The sequence below is a fragment of the Pseudoscardovia radai genome (assembly GCF_002259605.1).
Classification (GTDB): Bacteria; Actinomycetota; Actinomycetes; order Actinomycetales; family Bifidobacteriaceae; genus Pseudoscardovia; species Pseudoscardovia radai.
In genome coordinates, this window is the sequence record NZ_MWWR01000007.1 from 95,961 (window position 1) to 119,008 (window position 23,048).

A 23,048-nucleotide genomic window follows, 5' to 3' on the forward strand; every position below is an offset into this window, starting at 1 on the left:
CAGAATCATACGCTGTAGCCCCTCCCGTCTAGGCAATCTGATGACTCGCAACACTCACCTCTCACCCCGCCTGACTCTTCTCCCGCTCCTTCATACTCGCGTTCACGTCATCCATCGCCCCCTGCAAGTCTGACTCCATCGTTTCAAGACGGCTGAGATCATAAGAACCAGAGTCCACCAACGCCCGCGCCTCATTGATGCGGTCGGTCAGCGTCTGGCGCACCTCGTTGTCCTGGGTTTTGCCGTCGGAATCCGAGAGCAGCTGCCGGGCTGTGGTGAGCTTGTCGCTGACTCGTTTCCTTGCGTCGTTGCCCAGCTTCTTCTGCCGGGACTCGCGCACAGCCGCGGCATCCGCGTCGATGAGCTGCGCCTGGCTCAGGTACTTGCCCGAGGCCGCGCTCCATTCCGCGGCCAGACTCTTGCTGTCTTCCGGCTCGTCATGCTCGTTGCACGCGGCCGGATCCGTCAGCGGCCAGTTGTAATCATCCTTGAGCTTCTTCAACACGTCGGCGTCCTCGACATCGGAATCCCTGTAACCGATTACGTCCGCCGCGTTATCCTTCGCCGTCTGCCATGCCTCGCGGTTGGGCGCGGCGCCGTCCTGCGCCGCCTGGCACATGCAGTACGAGTCCCAGCGGTCCTGTTCCCTGCCGCCGATGAACGACGGCAGCCATGAGATGATGCTCATGATGAGCCCCACCACCACACCCACGATGGCGACGATGCCCATCATGGGCGCAGCAGCCGCAATCATCGACGCCACGGCCGCTGCGACCTTCGCGGCGATGGCCCGCACCATCTGGGCGGCTTTCGCGGCCGCCCTCATTGTCGCCCGCGCAGCCTTGGGCGCATTCTTCATGGTTTGCGCGACCTTCCGCGCGTTCTTGGCTCCATGGAAAGCAGTGCGTCCCAGTCTCACGGCACCGTCAGGTGCTTTCAGCAGCATATCGGTCGCCTGTGCCGCGGCCTGGGCGGTGGAATCGTCTCCCGCCATGCGCGACATGACGCCCCCGGCACCGCCCGCGGCTCCCTTATACGCTCCAGGGATGCCTTTCGTAGCGCTGAACCTGAAACCTTTGACCGCGCCCTTCCTCGCAAATTTCGCACCATTCTTGGCAATAGCCTTCGGCGCCTTCCTGATTCCGACCTTGCCCTTCCTCGCAAGAGAGCGAATCTTTCCCCGCCCGGCGTTCTTGACGGTCGACCCGAGCTTGCCTTGCTTCTTGAGAGCCTTCGCTCGTTTGGCAGCATCGGAGGCCTTCTTGGCTCCGGCTTTGGCCGCCTTGGCGCCCTTGACCGTCGCTTTCGAAGCAGACACCGCTGCTTTCGACACACGAACACCACCCTTGACCGCAGCGGCACTGGACTTGGTCGCGCCACGCGCACCGGAGGCAAACGTCGATAGATGCTTCGACGCCTGGTCTTCCTCATCCCCGCCCGAGACGCGGCCCATGCGTGAATACACGCTTGATACCGCGCCAACCGGCGAGGAACCTTCGCTGCGACGCTTCTTCACGCCCTTCGCATTCATGCTTTTGCCTGTCTGCGCAGACGCGGATGACGCCAGACCTTTCGAGGAAGCAGAACGGTGGCTGGTGCTCTTCGTCATCATTCTCCGAATTTCGTGCTGTACAGCTTGTAGAGCGGGTTGTCTGTACGGATGCGCCCATCGAGCGGAATGTACGCCGCCCCGGACTTGAGCAGGCCCTGACCGGACTGGACGCCGGTGAAGAACGCGCGCTGTTCTGCGGAGAGTCGCAGCAGGTCGCACAGGCTGTCGGCGTCCGTGGAGTTCTGGTTCATGAGCAGCAGGAAGTCCGCGTTGGCGAGCATGAGGCGCGCGTCATCGTTGATGAGCAGCTCCTCGATGTTCTGCGTGATACCGGTCACTCCCAAGCCCCACTTTCGCGCCCTCTTGAAGATGTCGAGGAAGGTCTTCGAGGCGTACGGGTTGCTGAAGAACCGGTGGAACTCGTCGGCGTACAGCCACGTGCGGCGCCTCTGCCTGCGGTTGCGGATCACTCGGTTCCACACCTGGTCGAGCACCACCATCATGCCGAACGTCTTCATCTCGCCGTCCAGACCGTTGACGTCGAACACCACGAACCGGTTGTCGAGGCTCACGTTCGTGCGCCCGGCGAAACCAGCCGACGATCCCTCCGTGTACTGGCCCAGGGCGAGGGCGAGCCTGTGCCCCTCCGGCTCACCGGTGGCCTCCAGCGCGGCGGCGAGGTCCACCAGCGTGGGTGTCGTGAACTCCGGCGCATTGACGCGCGCCCGGTACAGGTCAAGCGCCACGCGATCCATGAGGCTCTTCTCGATGGGGTCCAGGCCGTCCGAACCGCCCAGAAGCGCGGAGAGCATGGCGATGAGCGCGCTGGTCTTCTGGCGCAGCGGGTCGCCCTCGTCACTGCCCAGCTCCACGTCCATGGGGTTGATGTGCTGGTCGGAGTCCGCGGCGATGCGTATCGCCTGCCCGCCGAAGCGCTCACACAGCGCGCCGTACTCGTGCTCCGGGTCGATGATCACGATGTCGTCGTCGGAGCCCAGGAAGATGTTCGTCATCTCCGACTTGGCCGACGCCGACTTGCCGGAACCGGTGGTTCCGAGGATGAACCCGTTCTGGTTCATGCGCAGACGCCGGTCCACCACGAGCGGGTTGCCGGACTGCGCGTTCGTGCCGTAGAACACGCCCGACGGCTCGAACACCTCCTGCGTGGTGAACGGGATCAGGATCGCGGCGGAGTTCGTGGTCAGCGTGCGGCTCATGGGCAGCGGCTGCACGCCCAGCGGCAGCTCGGCCTGCAGTCCCTCAATCTGCATGTAGTCCAGCGACTCCGGCACGCACGACAGGCGCCGGCACGCGGCCGTCACGTCCTTCACGTGCTGGTCGAGCAGCGCCTTGTCATCGTCCGATACGCCGATCACCACGATGGAATCCAGCAGGCGCTCGTTGGAACGTTGCAGGGAGTCGAGCAATTCGTCCGCCTGCTCCTTGGCATCGGCCAGGTCGTGGGGCATCTGGTCCTCGGGCATGTTCTGCTTGATGTTCTTCCGTCGCTGGCTCATGACCTGCATGTCGAGCTCGGCCACGGTGCGCTTGACGAGTTCGAGGCCGTCGCCACGGTCGTAGGGTTTGAGATGGATGGCAACGTTGATGTTCGCCTTGATGCCGCTGAGCTCGGAAACAAGCTGGTCGGTGAGCTCGGGCGGGTATTCGCGGATCCACAGCGTGCGGTGGTAGGTCTCGCGTTGCCCCGAGACAAGCGTGAGCATGCGCTTGTCCTTGGTATCGATGGCCCACGGGCAGCAGTAATCCTTGGTCGCGAGTTTCGATGCGGCGAAGCTCCGCTCATCGAATCCGGATTCCTCGCCGGGGCGCAGGTACTTGGCGAGCAGGTCGAGACGCTGCACACGGTCCATACGTCGCGCCACGCATCCGTCAAGGCCGTGGAGCTGGCTCGTCGCATCGAGGGCGATGCGGTTGAGCGTGAGCATGGCACGCTCGGGATCCGGCTCGGTGATGGCGATTGTCACGAATTTGTCGGTGCGCGTGTTGCTTGCCAGACCGGAGAGCTTGTCATGCTGGATCTGGTTCTCGGCCTGGCGCAGGTCGTCGTACCCATCGTCTCTGGTACGCATGGCGATTTGCTCGGTGATGGCGGACGAATCCAGGATGCGCGTCATGATTCCGATCTGCACTGTGGATCCCTCGCCGAAGTTGTTGAGCCACTTGGCCCAGCCGTCGAGGATCTGCATCTGGTGTTCCTCGGGGCTGATCTGGTAGTTGACGTCGCTGATGGACATCGTGATGCTCCACCGGTCGTCGCCCAGATAGCAAGCGCCAGATTCCGCCATGGATTCGTAGGGAATCATCTGCTTGGCGGTTTTGAAAGACGATGAGCTTTTCTTGCGCTTTGTGTCCGCTTTCTTAGCCTTTTCGGCTTTCTTGGCGGCCTTTCGATGTCCTCTGCTCGCCTTCTTCTCCCCTCTCGGCTCCGGCTGCGTTTCCGCTGCAGGAGCTGCGACAGGAACCGCCGCTAGGCCTGCCGTCTGCAGCGGAATCCGCATGGGCGTGGGCGTTGCCGCCGACATGGGCATCTTCATCGGCATTGCGTCCTGCATCTGCGCCTGCATTGCTTCCTGGGTTTGCACGGGCATCTGGCCGGATGCGTATCCGGGTGCCTGCCCGGGAGTCTGGGTGGGCATGATGGGTGCCGTGGTCACAGTGCGTTCTTTCCTTTCTCCTTGTATGCCATCTTCTTGTTCGCTGTCTGGCGTGGCTTCTTGCCATCGAGTAGGTACACGGATTGCCCGGCGACATGGCGCAGAACATAGCGTGCGTAGACCTCCGGTTTGAGCCCCTGCGGACGCCACCATCCGTAGGCGGCTATCGGCGTGCATACGGCGAAGACCGCATACATGCCCACGTCCGGCTGTTTGAGGAGGAAGTAGAAAACGGCCCACAGTCCGCCTCCGGACAGTACGATGATGGCTGCGGCGAGCATCTGCCGCCATGTCAGGCCCCACATGACCTTTGGCTCAAGCGTGTTGATTTCCTTGTAGACGTGCATCTGGAGCACGATGAATTCCCTTTCTGTAGTCTCGCCCCATGCGCGGGCATGCGGAGCGTCGTCACTCCCCGACGAGTGCCTTCGCGGCGCCATTGGATAGGCCGATCATGCCCAGGAGGAGCACGCTGGCCATCAGGAAGTCGCCGAGGTTGCCAATGCACCATCCGGCGATGCTGGAGCCGTCGTAGGAGGCGATGGAGAACGTCGACATGAACGAGCGGTAGATCCACACGCCGATGAACAGCGTCACCGCCTTCACGCATGTGGAGGCGTACTTCTTGAAGTACCCGATGGCCATGGGCTTCGTCTCGTCCGTGCCGAGGAAGGCGATGGGAAGCGAGTTGAAGGCCGTAAGCAGATACAGTTCGAAGAAACGCAGCAGCACGATGACGTGGAACGCCAATTGGGCGCATTTCGCGGCAAGGAACGGGAAGACGAGAATCAGCATGGCGCCCGCCTGCCCCATGTAGTCATGGCTGTCAATCTGGTCGCGTATACCATCGCCAAGGTTCGTCGCCGCAGACGTGCCTGCGGGCATGGCGTCGGTGATGCCAGTGAAAATCGTGGTAGTGATTTCGTTGATGGCGTCAAGGAACAGCTTCGCGTTCTGCGCCGCGACCAAAAGCAGCGCGATTTTGAACATGGCGGCGGCGACGATCTTCACACCGAGCTGGCGATCCCCGTCGATGCGGGTGGAGACCTTCGCCAGCTCCAGCGTGAAGATGATGGAGAGTATGACCGCCGCGACTGGCTTGACCGCGACGTCATTGACGTTGAGGGCGAACTGATAGACGGTTTCGTTGTACTCCGCCGGTGTGTTCCCGAGGAGGTTGACCGTGCCGTCGTCGACGCCGCCGCCCAACGCGTTGAGCATCGCGACTATCCAGTCGATCAAGGCATGGCCTCCCGTTTACACGGAGATGGTGCCGAAGAGCACGGCCGCGCCGATAATCATGCCGCCGCCGAGGCACTGCCAGATGCCGCTCTGCAACTGGGGGCCGTTCTGGTCCTTGAGACCGCCCGCGAGGGTGATGGCGCCCCACACGAGCCACAGGGCGCCGCCGATGGTGGCGAACTTGGTGAACAGCTCCAGGACCGTGGTCAGCATGGAGCTGCTGCCATCCGCAAGCACGATGGCGTCGGAGGCGAAGCTGGTGAGCGCAAGTGACATGTTTTCTCCTTTTCGTCTGGTGGTGTGTCCTGCGCCGCCATTGTCTGCCCTTAAGCCATCTGCCGGTGGAGACATCACGAATCAATCCGCGGCCGTATCTTCCTCCCTTGCCGTATCTTCAGAAGGCATGGCCCCTGCCGTCTGCAGCGGTGCGAAGCGTTCGGAATACACCTGTGCGACGGATCCCGCGAACCACGCCATCACGGCGCACACGAACGCGGCGACCACGAGCGGCCGGTTCGTGTCGGGTGCCGACCAGTGGAACGCCTCCCACACGCCCCAGCCGACCAGTGCGAATCCGCCGAGGGTCAGGAGGAACTGCGCAAGCTGCAGCAAGGCGCATAGCGGGCTGCGCACCAGGGTGGAGAGCCATCGACCCGCCGCACCCAGCAGCGACGCCACGGCGGACAACGCCGTGGCGATGAGTGGCACGAACGGCCTGAGGATGGCCATGATGACCGTCAGCACAAGCGATACGCAGATTACGATGTACACGATGGCGCCAGGCGATACCGACTGCCCCGCCGCTTCCGCAGCGTCTGCCGCGTGCGCCACGATCACAGCGTGCACCGCGAGAATTGTTTTTGTCATGATGTCCCTTTCCGGACGGCAGCCCTGCCGTCGTGTCTTGGCTTGGTGCGTGCCGCCGCCCTATTGGTTGCGACCCGTTTTAGCACGGTTGCGTCCGTCGCAATCCGTGCTCTCGCTGCTGTCCCCGTCGTTTCCCCAACAACCGTGTCCATGAGAGGTTCTCGTCACCACATGAAGTCGCCGCCCATACCCTGGACAATGCGCCAGAACTCCTGGTACGTGCCCCTGTCTGGATCCACATCCACGCGCGTCGGGTCGAGCCGTTCCGAGATCTCCCGGCATAAGCTGCACACATCGGTGCGTAGGACCGCGCACAGAAGCACCATCCCGCCCAAGGGGCAGTCCTTCCCGGATTCCCAACTACGCACATCAGACACCGGAATGTTGCACGTATCGGCGAGTTCCTCCTCGCTCATCCCTTGCGCGAGACGTTTCTCCCTCAGGATTTCGCCGAATGCGTTCAACGCATCAATCACATATGGTTTCTCTGAATCCCCTTCCTGAGCTCCATGATTCACTGCCATCTCCTTTCATTGTTTTCGGCATGGGGCCGGACCGATTGATAGGAAAATAGCAGACTACGGAATTGCCGCACAAGGGGTTGTGCACAATTCCGTCCCACGAAGGGACTTTTCGTTCAGCCACACCGACCGAAACGGCTTCATTGCAACGCTTTGCACTTGCCCAACAGTGGAATATTCCACCCGAAATGTGGACAGGCGCAGCATGGCTCTGCGAAGCGCCCGCCAAACGCGAGCTTCCATTCCCTCTGCACGCGTTCCGAGGCTTTCCGGAGAACCGGATTGATCGCACCGAGCGCATCGGCACATTCGATCTGGACTTCGGACTTCAGAGTAAAATGTTCGGAAATCATTGGAATTCTGTTGGGGGCAACATATGCAGGAAGCATTGGTTGATGGCGAAAGAGTCGCTGCAAGTCTAATGGCGCGCCCAGCATGGCTGGACCTTCAACGACGCCAGAAGAACGCGCCGAAAGAGGAACCAGTCATCACCACCACCTTCGATCGCACGATACCGATGTACTGCAAAACGTCAAAGGACGGTTTTCAGTTCTTCTCGCTGTATCCAGGACAGTCCTTGCCACCGGAGTACAGATTCCTTGAGAACGAATCGCCGGAACACGCAATCACAAAAACGTGGATTGTAAGCATCGCACGGTCCCTTGGATATCGCGCGGAATCCGAAGTCCCTATCGAGGTCTCAGAGAGCAAGAGGCGAATAGCGGACACCGTGATATGGTTCGATGAATCCAACCTCCGGAACCCTCTGGTCGTCGAAGTCCAGCTTTCGAAGCAGGACGCATCGGATTTCTCGCAGAGAACGACCGATTACCATGAAGCCGGATACGATTGCGTGTGGCTTGACTCCAGGATTGAGCCTTTGCAATGCACTCATCCCCTCGACCCGGTTTCCGAATCCGAACTGGAGGACTATTCCGATCGATACTCCATCAAGGGGGCGTATCAGCGATCCGTTGCCATTCTCGAATCGACGCGGTGGGACGGAGTGGAGGAAACGGATGGCGCACTGCGCTTCCCATTCCGGTGCGACCTGGAATCATTCTCCCTCGCCGTCTGGTATGACCACGGATGGAGGGATCTCGCGCTATGGGTCAAGGACATGCTGCGGAAATCTGCATCGTTGCAGCGCCGCCCTTCGCTCACGTATCTGCTGTTGTGTGCTGCCACGCAGTGCCATCGATGCGGTTCCACGCGCCGCATCTGGCTCTCCCGACAAATGCGAGAAGAACTTGAACGGAGCGAATCCAAGTTCTGTGCGCTTGCCATGTCGCTCAGCCAATCAGAAGAGTCGGCGATCACTGATTTCATGGCGCACCTTGACGCGAAAACACGTGGAGGAATCTATCGTTCCCTGCTCATTTCCGATTCGCATGGCAAGTTGTGCTGTCCGAAGTGCCGTTCTTGGCTTTATTCGAAAGATCTGCTGGGCGATTTCTGCGACATCAATCGGGTGAAGGCCGCGATCCCGATGCCGGACAATACCGATGGAGGCAAGACCGAACTTGGTTGGACGGCACACCGTCCATGGATGAACAATCGGCCAAACTTCATGCGGAAAGACGATGGTTTCAAGCGCAAGGAAGTAAGCATCTCCATGATGGAGGACGCCATCGAAGACATCAGAACAGCCGGCTCCTCGCGTTCGGCCATCAATCTGTTTCTGCGCAGACGGATCGGTTGGACCCCGATCGGGGATGAGGAGAACCAACTGGATGTCTGGCTGGAACCGATAGACCGAGAAACAGCGCGCAAGGCAGTCGAGATGGCAAAGCGAAAAATGAAAGCCCCGACAAGAATCAGCCGCTATGACCGCATATTCTTCTGGCATCGTTATGGGGACAGGTACAAGCTAGAGACGCTCTCCACCGAGGAATCAGACTGCTGCTAGCCGCATCGCCCAGCATGGCTCTGGAGGCCAAACGCCGACGATGACACTCACAGCCGCTCGTCAGGGTAACGGAACTCGACCATGTACCCGGCGTCCTCAAGGAGGTCGCCGACCATGCTGGCCATGGCGTTGTACACTCCGTAGCCGCCTGAGAAGCCGTCCGCCTCGTACTGGTTCTGGTTGCGGTAATAGTGCAGAGTCACGGGGATCGTGCGGTCGGGTTGCTGCTCCACGATGGCTTTCGCGGTTTCTCTGGCCGTCGCACGCTGGTCCGTGAGGGTGTCCTCCAGCATCAGCCACACCGGTTCCGGCGCCCAGCGCCGGTTCTTCGGGTCTTCCCAGTGCCGCACGTCCTTCACCGAAGCGGGGTTGTTGATGTCGAGCCCCGCCGCGATGGCGAGCGATGCCTGACTGGTCTCGGTGGCGTCTCGCAGGCGGCGGAGGTTGGCCTTGGTGCGAGGCATCGGCCTGCTCGTCGCGACGTCGGAATGGGTGTCTGCATCCGCCGCACCGTCAGCTGACGCATCCGAGGACGCCGGGCCATCGTGGGGCGTCAGGGCGTCAAACACCTTGTCCAGACTTTCCCTGGTGGGATTCCGCCGCCCGGATTCCCATTCCCATAGCGTCCCTTGCGTCAGTCCGACCCGTTTCGCCAGGTCTTCCTGCGTCAGCCCCGCTGCGATACGCGCGATGCGTATGCGTGCACCGGCATCGATCAGCCCAGACGCGTCACCGTTGTAGGGTTCGCGCAGCCCGTCGTCGGTCTCGCGCATCACTTTGCCTACGCCATTGATGACGAGCCACCCGCCCTCTGGCAGCTCCCCAGAGCACCGGCGCCATTCCTTGCGCTGCCGCAACGTCTCCTTGGTCATCGTCCCATCCTTTCCATCGCCTCTTCCATCGTCTCGGTCGCTTCGGGAATGTCTTTCTCGGGATACACGTACCGCACGGCATAGCCGCGCTTCTCAAGTCCGTCGCCCACCAGACGAATCATGGCGTCGTACACGCCGCAGTCCCCGGAGCGCTTTGAATACTTCTCGTACTGCGGCTGCGTGCGGTAGTATGTCAGCTCGATGGGCGCGGAGACATCGTGATGCATCTGGACGAGCGCCTCGACGTACTTCGCGGCGTCGTCACGCTGCCGCTTGCGCATTGCGAAGAGGAACTCCCAGACCTTCTCGGGAATTTCCCTTGGACTGCCGGGGTTCTCCCACTCCTTGACGATGGCATCGATGGTGCCGTGCTGCATCCCGCTCTTGATGCCGACCGCAGCGGCGAGAGCGACCTGCGTGAAGCCGACCTGGATTCTCAGACGGCGGAACCCCGCCTTGGTGCGCAGCATCCGTCCCTGTGGTCGAAGCGCCGCTCCCCCGTCGAAGGCCGCGACACCCGCGTCCCGGTTCCCCAATCCAGAGTCCAGCGCCCGTCTGATGCGGCCGAGCGTTTCGTCGGTCGGATGGCTGTCCGACGATTCCCAATGCCGCACCATGCTCTGTGAGACACCGAGTCTGTCTCCCAGCTCGGTCTGGGACAGGCCGCTGCGCACGCGTGCGCGTCGGATCCTCGCACCGACGTCGATGAGCGATTCAACGTCGCCGCTGTACTGCACATGCGCACCCTCGGGAGTCTCTTGCATGATCTTCCCGGCACTGTTAATGACGAGCCAGCCGCCTTCCGGCAGCTCGTCGGAGCATCTGCGCCACACCGACCTCATGGATGCCTCCTTCCCGGGACATGGTCCCCGTCCATTTCGCGCGCCCCTCAGACGAAGAGCGCCGCTTCCTCGATCAGCCCGCAGGCCTCGTGCAGAGCCCTCGCCTGCATCATCACCAGGTCGATGTGGGGATGGCTTCCCTCACGCCAGGATTCGAAGCGGCGGGAAGTCAGGTACCGGCGGGCGATGTCTTCCTCGTCCGCCAGCGCCCTGCCCGACGCCGAGTACTCGTGCCAGTCCCGCGAACCGTCGAGGAGAGTCCGTCGGATGTCGCCGACCAGAACGCGTTCGTCGGGGAACCGTTCGAGCAATTCGAGCGCGGCACGGAGCACGCCCCTGCGCCAAATGCCGCGCGGGCGTTCGCGCGTCGCGATGAGTCCGGCCACGTCGCCCAGGTTCGCCAGAGAGCCCCGGCGTCCGGGGAATTCGAGAACCGTCATCGAACCTCCAGTGTGCAACCGGTCATATTGACAGTTTTATAGTATATATTCACGGTCTGCTTTTCAAGTCCTTTCGCGCCATTCTTCGATATCCCGCTGGTGGTCCCGCATCGCCCGATAGCATTCAAGCGTCGCCAGCGCGTCCTCGTACGCGTCATGCTTGGGCATGTATTCACCACGTCCGAAATACTCTGCGCACTGTCTCAGCGATGGGAAACCCTTGCGGGATTCATACCCGCACAGAGGGAGCATCCGCGCCGCCTCCACCATCACGTCCGTGACCGACGCCCGCCATGTCACTCCGCGCCTGAACAACGCAGCAAGCTGGAAATACGCGTTGTACCCCACGATGTGGTTGCAACACCTAAGCGTCATGGCGATGTCGGGAACGCAACGGAACATGTGCTCGCAGCCCGCGACTGCGGCGGGGCCGATACCCGTCAGGGCCTCCGCCTCAGGCCATTCCTTGGCCTCGACGGGACGGAAGAGCATGTCCAGCATCGGCGTGCCGTTGCGGTCGAGGGACACAAGCCGCAGCACCTCGGCGCGGATGGGGTCAGGGCCGGTCAGAGTCATGCCGATGACCTGATAATCCCCACCGTCATCTGTGTCGGGCGGAAGGATGTACTCCGCTTCATGCGGCAGCAATAGCGGCCGAGCCCAATCCTCGTACGTGAATCTCGTCATGACGTCCTCCTTGTCTCCGTTGTGCCGTCGCCTCCCGGTTCCGTCACCGTCAGATTCTCGGCATCGGATGACTCGGCGGGTGTTGCCGCGTCGCACACCTCCTGTTCCTTGCGGCGGCGGCGCGATTTCCTTTTCTCTTCGCTGTCCTTGGCTTTCGCCCTGTCGATGGCGTCGGGATTGGTGCGGATCCATCCAGCGAGGGCGGCGACACGCGTTGCGTGCAGTCCTTCACCAGACACCTTGTACAATTTCGCGTCCCGTGCCAGATGCAGGCGGATGCGACGGTTGACGCCTCCCCAGATTCCCGCCGTCTCCTCGTAGACGATGGCGGTGGCGAGGCATTCGGGCCGCACAGGGCAGCCTTCGCAGATCTTCCTGCCCTTGGTACATTCCACCGACGCTCCCGCGTTGCGGTTGAGGTTCCACATCTTGTCCTTCTGCTCGGCCGGGTACTCGGAGCACCGGGCGTGCTGCGTCCAGTCCCAGGAGTTCATGCCGTTCCTTCCTTCCGTGCATCCCTGATTCGCGCCATGTCACCGTGATGGTCACGGTTGTGCGCGTCCGACGCGCACACCGGGCATTCGCCCGGGTCCACCTCGTCGTAACAGTGCTGGTAGAGCTTGCCGAGGTTCGATGGTTCAAGCCACTGCTCACCCCAGTACACGGCATGCCCCTCGGAATATGCGCGGGTTAGCTGGCGGTGCGGCGCGTACGACGCGGCGACCACCGGGGAGACGCCCGGCGCCGATTCGCGCGTCACGCCAGGCGATATCCGCCCGAACCGGATGGTGCCCTGCCCCTGCCGCGATCTCGGCGAGGTGATGTCCTGTCTCAGCGCAGCCCAGTCGGACGCCAGCGAACGAAGGGTCAGCACGCGGGCACGGTGGAAATCGTGAGACAGGGCCCACACGACCGCCGAGAGGATGTCGTCGACGGCCTGGTCGGGGTCACGCCCGGCCTCGGTGAGCGTCGAGATCAGCCACGAGGCGTTGCCGACCTCTCGCCTCGGCCAGGTGCGCGGCGCCAGGCCGCGTTCCCCGATGAGGCGATGGTGCTCGGCCACCAGACGGCGAGAGGCGCGGAGGACGCGCTCCCCCGGCGCGGCATCGGTTGCACCGGCCGGGACTCCGGCAACGGCGTACGATGTTCCGCCGGCGGCAGCCGGCGCATGGGCGGCAGCAGGTGCGACGATGGGTTCAGCCGCGCCGTCGGAACCGGGAGCCCCGATGCCACCGGAGGGTTCCTCGGGCACGAATTCGCCGTAGGGGTCAGAGCGCAGCCCGTCGTCGAAGGCGTCGAGGAGACAGAGTGAATCGGCAACGGGGGAAGCAGTCGAGGCTTCGCCGCGACCGTCTCCGTCGCGGCTCCCCCCGGCGCGGTTCTTCCCATCGTGATTTCCTTCGACGGGGGGCAATCCCCCTTTAGGGGGATTATGGGGGGAATTGAGAGAGTTATTTAGTTCATATTGTGCGACATCCGTGTCGTAGCTGCTACGACATCCTGTCGCGGCGGAATCGGTGCTACGACAATTTGTCGTATCTGTTTTTTGGCTTGTTCCCTTGCCTCTCGCCATCGCGGTCTTTTGGGGCTTCGTAGCGGCCGGCATTGCCTTGGCACCCGCGCCGACGGCATCTGGCCCGGGTTCGGGGCCGTCGACGTCCAGGTCCCACACGATGGGGCGGGTCTGGGCCGGATACCGCGAGACATAGCTCTGGTCGCCGCGTCGGATGATGCCCGCCGATTCCATCCACGCGAGTTCGCGCTGGACTGTGCGCAGGCTCAGGTCCATCCGTTCGGCGATGGAACGGGCACTGGGGAACGCATGCAGGCCGTGGTCGTCCGGGGTCGCGTCGGCCAAGGCCATGAGCACGCAGCGGCATGTGCACGACCTGACGCGGTGGGTCCCCATCGCCCACCACAGGACACGTATGCTCATCGCGACCTCCCCCGGGCGCTCCCAGCCGGATGGCGGAGCATGGACAGACGCAACATGAGTCCCTCGGGCAGGGGGCATGCGGGCGTCTCCCCCGCCTCGGGGGAACGTTCGGTAGAATGAGACTGTCTGCAAAGACTGCCGACCGGTCTAGTCATCTCCTGGTCGTGCATTGGATTGCTTTCCATAGGTTCTCCTATCACCATCGAATCTGTGGAGTGATCCAAGGGGTCCTTGGAATGGAAATGAGGAAATGAGTGCCAAGGACCCCTCTTCAGTTTTCACGCCGTCAGTCGCCGGCGTTCACGGAATCCGAAGGCGGGGACTCGATGCCGAGGACGAAATCCGCCGACAATCCGTATCTTTCGTGCAGAAAGCGCAAATCCCGCGGCTGCCAGGCGATCTGCCCGTTGACTTTCCCCGAGATGTTGGCCTTGGACTGTCCGGAGCCCTCGGCGAGCTCCCGATAGCTCACGCCATGCGCCGCAAGCCATTCCTTCAAATTCAAAGTTCAGACTCCTTTCACATCGTTCATTCTGACTGATTTGTACATATACAATATCGTTCAATTTGACAGAACACAAATTCGTTCGTTAGAATTCCCTATATCAGCAATGAATTCTGCGCCACGGATTCCGATGACACGGACACCCAGCGCCCAGGATTCCCGCGACACGAATCTCGACAACATGGATCGGAGGTAGATGTGACCGGCGTCATCCCCACCGACGAGGTGGAAGAGAGCACGGTGCGCTACGAACGCGTCGTCGCCTTCAACATCCGCCAGCGCCTCACGGCACAGCACCGCTCCCAGCGCGAGCTGGCCGACTTCATGGGACTGCAGACATCCGCCGTCTCCATGAAGATGACTGGCAAGACCACATGGTCCCTGGCCGACATGGTCAAGGCAGCCGCCTTCCTCGGCGTGTCCCTCGACGACCTGACCGACGACACCATCATGGTCTCCATGGGGGCCGCCCCCACCAAGGAGGAGCTCGAGAAGGCCATCGAGACGGACGCCCGCGAGAAGGCCCGGCGCGCCGAAAGGCGGGCCGCTGCCGCCACCGCGGGCGGCGACGCCGCCGCGCCCGCGATCGTCACGGCACGCGCCGCGGAAAAGAAAACCGCGGACGCGCCTGCAGGCGGTCCGCGGTTCATCGTGATGCCGGACGGCATGCCCGGCACCGGAACGGTGCCCCGGATGCGATTCGAACGCACGACACCCGCTTTAGGAGAGCGGTGCTCTATCCCCTGAGCTACCGGGGCAACGTTCCTATGGTACACCCATTCGGGATGTGCTTGGCGCCGTGCGCCGTCACTTACCCTATCGTTGATAATCTCCCTCTCCCTATCGTTAGCAATCTCCCTCTTCCCCTTCTCTATCCACCCACTTTTGCGGCTCCCCACCAACCACCCATCACCCTATCCGCTTACTTTTGCGGCCAAACGACCACAAAAGTAAGCGGATACAGCAGGCCCACCAACCAATCCCTCCCTATCCACCCACTTTTGCGGCCCAAAGGTCGCAAAAGTGGGTAAATAGGAAAGTGGATGGGGAACCAACCGGCTGCGGAAACCGACCAACCGGCGACGAAACCAACCGGCTGCGATAACCGACCGACCGCAACCGAGCAACCGCGGAAACCGACCAACCGCGATAACCAACCGGCGATCAGTGGGATTTGCGGGTCTTGCGATTGTTCTTTCGATTGCGCTTCTGGAACATGCGGCGCTTCTGGCGGGACAGCGCGGGATGCGGCGCACTTCCCGGTTTCTCACCCGGTTTCTCGCCCGACTTCTCGCCCGGCTTCTCGCCCGGCTTCGCGCCGCGCCCGTCAACGCCTTGATCCATAGCGCCGGACTCAGCCATAACCTCATGCTCGGCCTGGGCACGCAGCTGATTCGCGCGCTCCTTCTCAGCCTTCTCGACGGCCTCGGCGGTCCGCGCCAGCGCCGTCTGGTCCTCGGCCCCGGCGCCATCGTCCGACGGCGCACCGTCCTTCTCGCCGCCCTGTTCGGAATCGTTCCGCGACGCATCGGAGACATCGTTGTTCTTCGCAACGATTTTGCCAACCTTCGCAGCGCCCTTCGCAGCGCCCTTCTCGGAACCTTTCGCAACACCCTTCGCAGCACCCTTCGGCGCACCGTCCTGCGCGGGTGCGGAGGCGCCGTCGGCGGCGAGCGCCATGCCGCTTTCGAGTACGCTCATCGGCTCGTCGAAATCGGCGAAGATCTGCGCGGCGGCGCTGTGTTCTCCGCGCGAATTGCCGACGACACGCTTGCCACGCCGCCCACCGGCCCCATGCCGCACGCCATTTCCGCGCGAGCCGGCCTTGCCGTCGCCCTTATGCGAACCGTCGCCCTTTCGCGCCCCGCCCTTGCGCGAGCCGCCTTTACCGCCGTCACCGCCGCGCGAGCCGCCGTTCCCACTGCCTTCGCCGTTCTCGCGACGCCGACGCGCCTCCTCCTCGCGCTCCATGCCGAGGCTCCACGTCTTCTTGGTCTTACCGCGCGGGCTGAAAGCCCACTCGATGGCGCGGCTCATGCCCATGTTCGGCTCGCTGGCGTCGGAAAAGCCATTGAGCAGCTTGGGAAGGTCCTCGCCATTGATCGGAATGGTGGACTCTTTCTCGAAACCGCGCAACACCACCTTGCCGGTGCGCGAGCTGCACCAGATGACGGTGTAGCAATGCACGTCGGAAAGGAACGGCATGCCCAGCAGCGTGTTCTCGAGCTGCTTGACGGCCAGATCCATGGATCCGGTCTGGAGGAAAAGCTCCCAGGTGTCGGATTTGTCGAGCTTGCGGCGGCCGCGTTCGTAGATGCCGGGCGCGTAATTCTTCGAATCGAGCAGGATGACGTGCTGCACGCCCTCGGATTCGAAGGCGATGATGTGGTCGACGTCGGAATCCTTGATCTGCTGGTTGACGAAGTACCCGTGGCGCACGATGGCATGGTGGCGCTTGGCCCATTCGTCCACGATACGGCGGGTCTTCTCCTCGCCGGCCTCGCCCACCTTGCCGCTGGCGAAGCGGTCAGAGACGCGGCGCTTGTCGCGCAGGGCGATGCGGATGTCGGGATTGGAAACGGGTTCGCGCAGCTCCTCGCGCGTCACGCTCGGCGCGATGCCGTTTTGCGTCTTGTACGCGATGTCGCGCGGCACGGAGCCATAGTGGTTCGGGCCGTTCGAGCGCTCGGCGCGGGTCTGCATGCGCAGCCGCTGCTTACGGGCGCCCGCGAAGTTCTTCTCGGAATCGAAGGTGATGACGGGTTCGGGCTTGACGGTGGCGTCGGCGTCGGGCTTGACGCTCCAATCGTTCTCGGCGGCCCAGTCCTGCTCGGCCTGGCGAAGGTCGTCGTCATCGCTATCGGCGTGTGGGGTGCTCCACTCGTAGTCGGCGTCCCAGCGATCGTCGCCGAGCGCGTTGCTTCGGTCGCCCGACTTACGGGCGTGCGCGATGCGCGCCTTGTGCGCGAGCCATAGTGTCACGATGACCAAAACGGCAACGACGACGGCAAGGCCCACAAGCCCGATCATTCCTTCGCCCATAATCGCCTTCCGGTCATGCGCCGGCCCGGTACCCTTGGCCGCCGCGGCACGCCCGGATGCTCCCCGCGCATATCTATCCTTCGCGCGGACACCGGACGGCCCATGTGATTCCTACGGCAATTCTAACCCACCGTCTGCCGTCCCCCGCCACAGGCATCCGCTATTCGTTCGATTCGCACGATGCGGCGGATGCGTACGGGTGATTAGACGCCGCCGATCACGCACCGGCGACCGCGGCGTCGGACGGCCACCGTTCGAACCATTCGAGAAGGCTGTCGACGGCCGCGTCGCTCCAGTCGAGCATGCGCGGTCCAGGAACGGCGCGGTTGTACGGCTGGTCGAAGACGACGACGTGCTGCCCCGCCGCGCGCAGCACGGCGACGTTGCCCGGCGAATCGTCGATATGCACGGTGGCGCCGATGGAGTCCTTGAGCCCTGTGAAGCATAGCGACATATACGGAATCCCGTTGGCGTCGAGCCAGGCCGCAGTGTCGGACACGACGGCACGATGCTGCCCGCTGACGAACAGCCGGTGCGTGACGATGCGGATGTACACATGCTCGGCGGCCAGGCGGCGCAGGGCTTCCGGGGCTCCGGGGATGGGACGCATGGTGGCGTACAGATGCTCCGCCTCGGCGGCTCTGTGCACGGCGAGATACTCCGCGTTGTTCCGGATGGGCCAGCCGGGGGCCGTGTAGAAGTTGTAGGAGTCGTTCGTGCCGAAGGTGCGCGGGTCAAGGCCGCGCGTGCGCGCCAGGTAGTCGGCGATGGCACCGCGGTAGTCCGCGCACACGCCATCCAGGTCAAGGTCAAGCACGCGGTATCCCATGATCCCGACCCGCTGGTTCTCGTATTGGGCTGGTATGCGTCCCATTCGCTGTCCTTCCTCGCTCGTTCTTCCTTGCGGTTCTTCCTCGTTTGTCCTTCCTTGCGGCCCTCCCCTCGTTGCTCAGGCGAGCCGGCTTGCTCAGACGAGCTGGAAATCGATCCGGCTGGGCCCGTCTCCTTCCTTGCCGCCGGCGGATTCGCCGCGCGTCACCTTGATCTGGGTGCCGATGCTCTCCTGCAGCTGGCTGACATGCGAGATGATGCCGATGGACCGGCCCTGCTCCGCGAGTTTCTGAAGCTCGAGGATCACATCCCGGCGGCAGGTGTCGTCCAGGGTTCCGAAGCCCTCGTCGATAAAGAACACGCCCATCTCGATGCCGGACGTGCGCGTCTGCACGACGCGCGCCAGCCCCAGGGACAGCGCCAGCGAGATGAAGAAGGTTTCGCCGCCCGACAGCGTCTTGACGTCGCTGTTCCTGTTCGTGCGCGCATCATAGACGGAGATCGGAAGACCCTGCTTGGCGTTGCCCTTCGCCCCGCTTCCCAAGCTCAGGCGGAAGATGCCGCCGTGGATGCCCCTGAGGATGACATTGGTTTCATCCAGCACGGCGGTGAAGATCTGCTGCACCGCGTATGCCGAGATCGTAAGCTTATCGGCGTTGTCGCCCTTGCTGTTGTTGCCACGCAGCAGCTGGCTCATGCGCTGGTACGGCCAGGCCTCGGTGCGCGTTGCCTCCCAGTCGTCGGCGGCTTCGTCGATGGCCTGGCGCTTGTCTGCGAAATCGTCGTATGACGATTTCGCAGACTCATAGGCGCTGTTCGCATCGTCATACGCCTGGGACGCCTCGCCGAGGCGGGCGCGCAGCTCCTCCCCGTCGATGGCGGCGATGGCGGAGCCCAGATGCGTGCGCCGGACGGCGACAGCCTGCTCCGCGTCCGCATCGGAATCCGACTCCCCCGCCGTCCACAGGGCGAGGTTCTTGGGTAGCTCATCGAGCGACAGCAGCCGCAGGGCGCGTCCGCCGTCCTCCGCCAGATGGCCGCGCAGGTCCTTGGTCGCCGCATCGAGCTGATCATTCGTGGACGTGACCTTCTGCTCGTAGGAACGCACCTGACCGTCGAGAGCGCTGAGCTCCTGCGGATCGATCACGGCCGCGAGCGCGGCATCCAGGGAGGCGAAGCCATGCTCCGAGATGGACTTGTCGAGCTTGGCGCGGGCGGATTCGAGATCCTTCCGCTTCTGCTCGAGCACGTCGGTGCAGGATCGGCAGTCGGCCTCAGCCTTGGTGCGCTCATCGAGCGCCTTCGCGATGGCATCGAGACTGGCGGCGATCTCGCGGTCCGCTTCGATCTGCTTGTCGAGAGCGGCGATGCGGTCGGTCAGCTCACTCCGGTTTTTCCCAGCGCAGGCCTCGCGGCGTTTGGCCACGTCCTCCTGCTTGGTGGTGGCCTTGCCCTGCTGCACGGAGACCTCGTTCTGCGCCTTGTCACGGGCCTTCTGGGCGGCGTCCAGGGCTTGTGACGCCTCCTTGAGGCCGGGCAGCGCCTTCTTGGTCTGCTCGATGGTATCGAGAGCCGTGCGGGCGGCATCCCGATCGGACTGTGCGGCATCCCGCGTGGTGTCCTTGAGACCGTTTTCCAGAGCCGCGACCTTGCCCCGGCACTGGTTGAGTTCGCTCTTGGCACTCTCCCATGCCGCCTGGGCGTCTTTCAGCTGTGCGGCGGCTTCTTCCGCTGCCGCGGTGGCATCGGCATCGGATGCGGTCCGGGTACGGGGATGCTCGGTGGAGCCGCAGACCGGGCACGGTTGCCCGTCCTCGAGGGCGCCGAGTTCGGCGATGCGGCGCTCGAGCTCGGCTTCCTCGTACTTCTTCTGAGCGGCGTCATGCGCGGCGTGGGCGGCCTTCTCGGCCTTGCCAAGCTTCGCTTCCTCCGCGTGCAGCCTGTCAAGCTCGTCGAAATCGGCGAGGGCCTTGGTCGCCGTGTCGAATGCGGTCTGCCGAGCGGGTTCCGACGTCACGATATTCTGGGCGTTGTCATAATCGGAGACGATTTTCTCAGGGTCCCCGCACTCCGCGAGCTTCGCCTCGGCTTCCTCGAGGGTTTTCTGCGCGGATGCCACGTCCTCCTGCAGGCCGGCCAGTTCCTTCTCGGCCTGGTCGAGCTGATCGAGCTGGTTGAGATCACTCTGGCATGTCTGGCGCTCGGCCTCGCCTGCCGCAACAGCTGTCTGCGCTTTCTGCGCTTCGGTCTGACGCTTGGTCAGAGCTTCCTTCGACTCCATGGCCTCGAGCCTGTCGGTGGCTTCCTTCAGGTCCTTCTGCTTCTGCGACACGGCGGTTTCGGCTTCCGACACGGCATCATGGGCATCGGAAACGGGCTGGGCGTTGCGCGCGGCCTCAACGCGCCGGCTGATTTCATCGATCTGTGCCTTGCCCGCGGCGAGACTCGTCTGGTTCTCGACAAGTTCCTTCTGCTTGTGAAGATCCTCCTCGAGCTTTCCGGCGACGGTGCAATCCGCCTGGGCCTCGTCACGCTTCTGCAGGGCCTTCCTGCGGATGGCATCGCCCTGCGTCGTCAGCGCGTCCAGCTTCGCGTCGATTCGGTCGAGAATGCCGTCGAGCTCCTGGCGCTTCGTCGGGACATTGTCGACGGGCAGCTCCACCAGCTGGTCGTTCTTCGACCCGTCGGCGACGCCGTTCCACTCTTCCAAAAGATCGCGCAGCCCGGTCGGTGCGGCTTCGACCTCGGAATCGTCGGCGTCGGAATCGTCGGTATTGGAATCGTCGTGGTTGTCGGACGCATCGTCATCGGACGGAAGATTGGACAGCGCACCTTTCAGCTCCGACACCTTGCCGTGCAGCACGGAGCTGGAACTCGCGATGCCCGCGTTCTTCTCCCTTTCCATGTCCTGCAATGCGTCTTCGATATCCTTATAGAGGCCGAGACGGAAGATGTCGATCAGCATCTTGCTGCGATCCTCCGGCTTGGCCTTGAGGAAGGATTCGAACTGCCCCTGCGGCAGGCAGATGACGGTGCGGAACTGGTCGGCGTTCAGTCCCACGATTTTGGGGATGACGCCATCGGTCTGCTTGGCACCCTTTGAGCCGTCAGCCTGCCTGGCGCCATTGGCCACCACTGTTGCATCGGCATCATTGCGCGCGAAGTCGATCAGCGCCTCGCCCGCCTTGCGGATGTCCGTCATGTCCTCGGCGGATTCCTGTGCGGAATAGAAACCTTGCTGGTTGAGCTGCTTGACCGTCACGGCCTCGGATTCATGCTTCCATTCGGATTCCGGGGCGTCGAGATGCCCCCTCTTGGGACGGTTGTACCCCGGTATGCGCCTGATGTAGTACGTGGTGCCGTTCTCGCTGAAGATAAGCTCCACGCGGCTCGCATCCGCGCCGGCCTGTTTGTCGAGGAAGCGCGAGCGCATGCGTTCCTTGCCCGCTTCGCCGTCGTTCCTCGTCATCGTGCCGAACAGCGCAAAGCAGATGGCATCGATGATTGTGCTCTTGCCGGCGCCCGTATCGCCGTCGATGAGGAACAGGCCGTTCCTCGACAGCTTGCCGAAGTCGATGAAGAACTCGTCCTTATACGGACCGATGCCCTTGATGGCCAATGCCCGGATCTTCATGTCGTTGTCCTCTCCCTAACCGATTTTCCTAGTCGTTCCCGTTGCCATTGGATTCCGATGCCACTGACTCCGTGGCATCCGCGGTAACGCGCGAACGCCGCCCGCGCCTGCCGCTCGCAGCGCCCGCCTTGGCACCCGACGCGTCCGCCTGCGGAACGTTCTGGGCACGCTTCAGCGCCTCGCCCAGAACCTTCTTCTCCTGGGCGGTCGCCTCCAGCCCGGTGACATCGCGCACGAAGGAGAGCATGACGTCCAATGGATCGTCCACATTGCGCTGGATGGCGCGGCCATCTGCCGTCGTGCGATCCTTCTCGCCGTATGCCGTCGGCTTGTAGCCCAGCACCGTGCTGAACGCTGTATGGATCTCGCCCCACGGGTCCTTGTGCTTCTCGGGGTCGAAGCCGAAGGTGAGGTTGACGAAATCATCCCGGTACTGTGCGCACTCCGGGCCGAGGATCTCGTCGATGTCTCCCTTGAGGTTCACGATGCGGCGCTGGCCGGATTCGATGAAGCGTTCGGAGATATCGGTCACCTTGCCGCCGTCGATGGTGACGATGTCCACCACGCGGTAGTTGCCCTCCCTCGGCTTGGACTGCTTGACGTCGTCGGCGTCATACGCGAGCAGAGAGCCGCAATAACGTGCCTGGGGAAGCTGGCCGTCCCCGACGATGGTGACGGTCTGCGGCTTGTGGATATGCCCCAGGGCCAGATAGTCGAAGCCCGATCCGGCGAAGTATTCGCTGGGGATGGCTTCGGCGGTTCCGACGATCAGCGGCGACTCCGAGGCGGCGTGTTCCGTGTCGCCGCCGGAGAAATCGTCGCGCTTCTCCCCGATCTTTCCCCGAAGGCGGCTCGCCACATTCGCATGCATCATGAGGATGGATGCGAGGCGGGGATCGCTCTCGCGACGCTTGGCAAGGTCGCGCGATGCCAGCCGGATGGCGGCGCCCGTCACCGCCTGCGTCGTCTCCTCGAGCACCTCGTCTTCGGGAAGGTCCGGATCGGCCTGGTGCAGGAGCCTGTTGAGCGGGAAACGCGCCACGCTCGGGTACAGGTACGGGAAGGCGTACACGGCGAGTCTCTCGTCGCCGCGCTCCACCATCACCGGAGTGGCCACGCCATCCACCTGAGAGCAGATATGGAGGTTGCTCGGCATGAGCGGGGAGAGAAAGCCCAGTTTGACGGCGGAGTCATGATTGCCGGGGATGAGGATGACGTCCACGGCCGGCTTGCCGTCCCTTTCGATATGGACGAGATCCGTCAGAACCTCACTGAGCATGCCCACCTGCTGATCGCCTGGCAGCTTGGTGTCATAGACATCTCCGGAGACGAGCACGACGTCGATATGCTCGTCCCTTACGGTGTCCACGATCCACTGCAGCGCGCGCCGCTGGACCTCGGACTGGTCGTAGCCGTCGAGTTTGCGGCCCAAATGCCAGTCGGATGTGTGCAGAACCTTGATCATGATGTCCCTTTCCGTCGTATCCTTCCGT

Annotated in this window: 19 protein-coding genes, 1 tRNA gene and 1 pseudogene; 2 read left to right on the plus strand and 19 right to left on the minus strand. The window is 63.0% G+C overall.

The genetic code is table 11. The features are described 5' to 3' along the window. Positions 1-61: 61 nt before the first annotated feature. The 7 genes from PSRA_RS05135 to PSRA_RS05165 all read right to left on the minus strand — a co-directional run bounded on the left by PSRA_RS05135 (position 62) and on the right by PSRA_RS05165 (position 6,860). On the minus strand, positions 62-1,612 hold the full coding sequence (locus tag PSRA_RS05135; RefSeq protein WP_094660832.1) for a hypothetical protein: 1,551 nt from the start codon (positions 1,610-1,612) through the stop codon (positions 62-64). After that, a complete protein-coding gene (locus tag PSRA_RS05140; RefSeq protein WP_245834908.1) occupies positions 1,609-4,227 on the minus strand; it encodes a VirB4-like conjugal transfer ATPase, CD1110 family in 2,619 nt (872 codons plus the stop codon). The genes PSRA_RS05135 and PSRA_RS05140 overlap by 4 nt, the downstream gene beginning before the upstream one ends. After that, the gene (locus tag PSRA_RS05145) at positions 4,224-4,574 is read right to left on the minus strand and encodes a PrgI family protein (protein ID WP_245834913.1); all 351 of its coding nucleotides are present in this window, start codon (positions 4,572-4,574) and stop codon (positions 4,224-4,226) included. Before PSRA_RS05145 ends, PSRA_RS05140 begins: the two co-directional genes overlap by 4 nt. Before the next feature lie 61 nt (positions 4,575-4,635). Then, positions 4,636-5,469, minus strand: coding sequence for a VirB6/TrbL-like conjugal transfer protein, CD1112 family (locus PSRA_RS05150; RefSeq protein ID WP_143516340.1), 834 nt, complete (start codon positions 5,467-5,469; stop codon positions 4,636-4,638). A gap of 15 nt (positions 5,470-5,484) precedes the next feature. Next, a complete protein-coding gene (locus PSRA_RS05155; RefSeq protein WP_094660889.1) occupies positions 5,485-5,682 on the minus strand; it encodes a hypothetical protein in 198 nt (65 codons plus the stop codon). Positions 5,683-5,826: 144 nt separating this feature from the next. Further along, a complete protein-coding gene (locus PSRA_RS05160; RefSeq protein WP_094660835.1) occupies positions 5,827-6,336 on the minus strand; it encodes a hypothetical protein in 510 nt (169 codons plus the stop codon). Between the two features lie 164 nt (positions 6,337-6,500). Continuing rightward, positions 6,501-6,860, minus strand: a complete 360-nt coding sequence (locus PSRA_RS05165) for a helix-turn-helix domain-containing protein (RefSeq protein WP_094660836.1) — start codon at positions 6,858-6,860, stop codon at positions 6,501-6,503. A gap of 373 nt (positions 6,861-7,233) precedes the next feature. Between PSRA_RS05165 and PSRA_RS05175 the strand changes: the two genes are divergently transcribed. Continuing rightward, entirely contained in the window at positions 7,234-8,766 is a 1,533-nt protein-coding gene (locus PSRA_RS05175; protein ID WP_143516341.1) for a competence protein CoiA family protein, read from the plus strand. Between the two features lie 47 nt (positions 8,767-8,813). On the opposite strand, the gene PSRA_RS05180 is transcribed toward PSRA_RS05175, so the two are convergent. The 7 genes from PSRA_RS05180 to PSRA_RS05210 form a co-directional block, all read right to left on the minus strand. Next, positions 8,814-9,638: a helix-turn-helix domain-containing protein gene (locus PSRA_RS05180; protein WP_094660839.1), complete on the minus strand. Its 825-nt coding sequence runs from the start codon at positions 9,636-9,638 to the stop codon at positions 8,814-8,816. After that, on the minus strand, positions 9,635-10,480 hold the full coding sequence (locus PSRA_RS05185; protein WP_094660840.1) for a helix-turn-helix domain-containing protein: 846 nt from the start codon (positions 10,478-10,480) through the stop codon (positions 9,635-9,637). Before PSRA_RS05185 ends, PSRA_RS05180 begins: the two co-directional genes overlap by 4 nt. Positions 10,481-10,527: 47 nt before the next feature. Next, positions 10,528-10,920 (minus strand): hypothetical protein, encoded by a 393-nt coding sequence (locus PSRA_RS05190; RefSeq protein ID WP_094660841.1) that lies wholly within the window; start codon positions 10,918-10,920, stop codon positions 10,528-10,530. Between the two features lie 63 nt (positions 10,921-10,983). After that, complete coding sequence (locus PSRA_RS05195; protein WP_094660842.1) at positions 10,984-11,607, minus strand: 3'-5' exonuclease; 624 nt, start codon at positions 11,605-11,607, stop codon at positions 10,984-10,986. Beyond that, on the minus strand, positions 11,604-12,101 hold the full coding sequence (locus PSRA_RS05200; RefSeq protein WP_094660843.1) for a WhiB family transcriptional regulator: 498 nt from the start codon (positions 12,099-12,101) through the stop codon (positions 11,604-11,606). Before PSRA_RS05200 ends, PSRA_RS05195 begins: the two co-directional genes overlap by 4 nt. Next, positions 12,098-13,471, minus strand: a complete 1,374-nt coding sequence (locus PSRA_RS05205) for a helix-turn-helix domain-containing protein (RefSeq protein ID WP_143516342.1) — start codon at positions 13,469-13,471, stop codon at positions 12,098-12,100. Before PSRA_RS05205 ends, PSRA_RS05200 begins: the two co-directional genes overlap by 4 nt. Positions 13,472-13,829: 358 nt before the next feature. Next, the gene (locus tag PSRA_RS05210) at positions 13,830-14,048 is read right to left on the minus strand and encodes a helix-turn-helix domain-containing protein (RefSeq protein ID WP_094660845.1); all 219 of its coding nucleotides are present in this window, start codon (positions 14,046-14,048) and stop codon (positions 13,830-13,832) included. A gap of 240 nt (positions 14,049-14,288) precedes the next feature. Between PSRA_RS05210 and PSRA_RS09790 the strand changes: the two are divergent. After that, a pseudogene (locus PSRA_RS09790) lies at positions 14,289-14,636 on the plus strand (helix-turn-helix domain-containing protein); the annotation flags it as partial. A gap of 97 nt (positions 14,637-14,733) precedes the next feature. Here PSRA_RS09790 and PSRA_RS05220 read toward each other — a convergent pair. From PSRA_RS05220 to PSRA_RS05240, 5 genes are all read right to left on the minus strand, one after another. After that, a tRNA-Arg gene (locus PSRA_RS05220) sits at positions 14,734-14,806 on the minus strand. A 406-nt stretch (positions 14,807-15,212) separates the two neighbouring features. Further along, positions 15,213-17,090, minus strand: coding sequence for a nuclease-related domain-containing protein (locus PSRA_RS05225; RefSeq protein WP_094660846.1), 1,878 nt, complete (start codon positions 17,088-17,090; stop codon positions 15,213-15,215). 217 nt (positions 17,091-17,307) lie between these two features. Continuing rightward, positions 17,308-17,964 carry a 5' nucleotidase, NT5C type gene (locus PSRA_RS05230; RefSeq protein ID WP_094660847.1) on the minus strand — a complete coding sequence of 219 codons (657 nt, stop codon included), beginning with the start codon at positions 17,962-17,964 and terminating at the stop codon, positions 17,308-17,310. A gap of 93 nt (positions 17,965-18,057) precedes the next feature. Beyond that, on the minus strand, positions 18,058-21,555 hold the full coding sequence (locus tag PSRA_RS05235) for an AAA family ATPase (protein WP_094660848.1): 3,498 nt from the start codon (positions 21,553-21,555) through the stop codon (positions 18,058-18,060). Between the two features lie 28 nt (positions 21,556-21,583). Beyond that, positions 21,584-23,020, minus strand: coding sequence for a metallophosphoesterase family protein (locus PSRA_RS05240; RefSeq protein WP_094660849.1), 1,437 nt, complete (start codon positions 23,018-23,020; stop codon positions 21,584-21,586). Between the last annotated feature and the right edge of the window lie 28 nt (positions 23,021-23,048).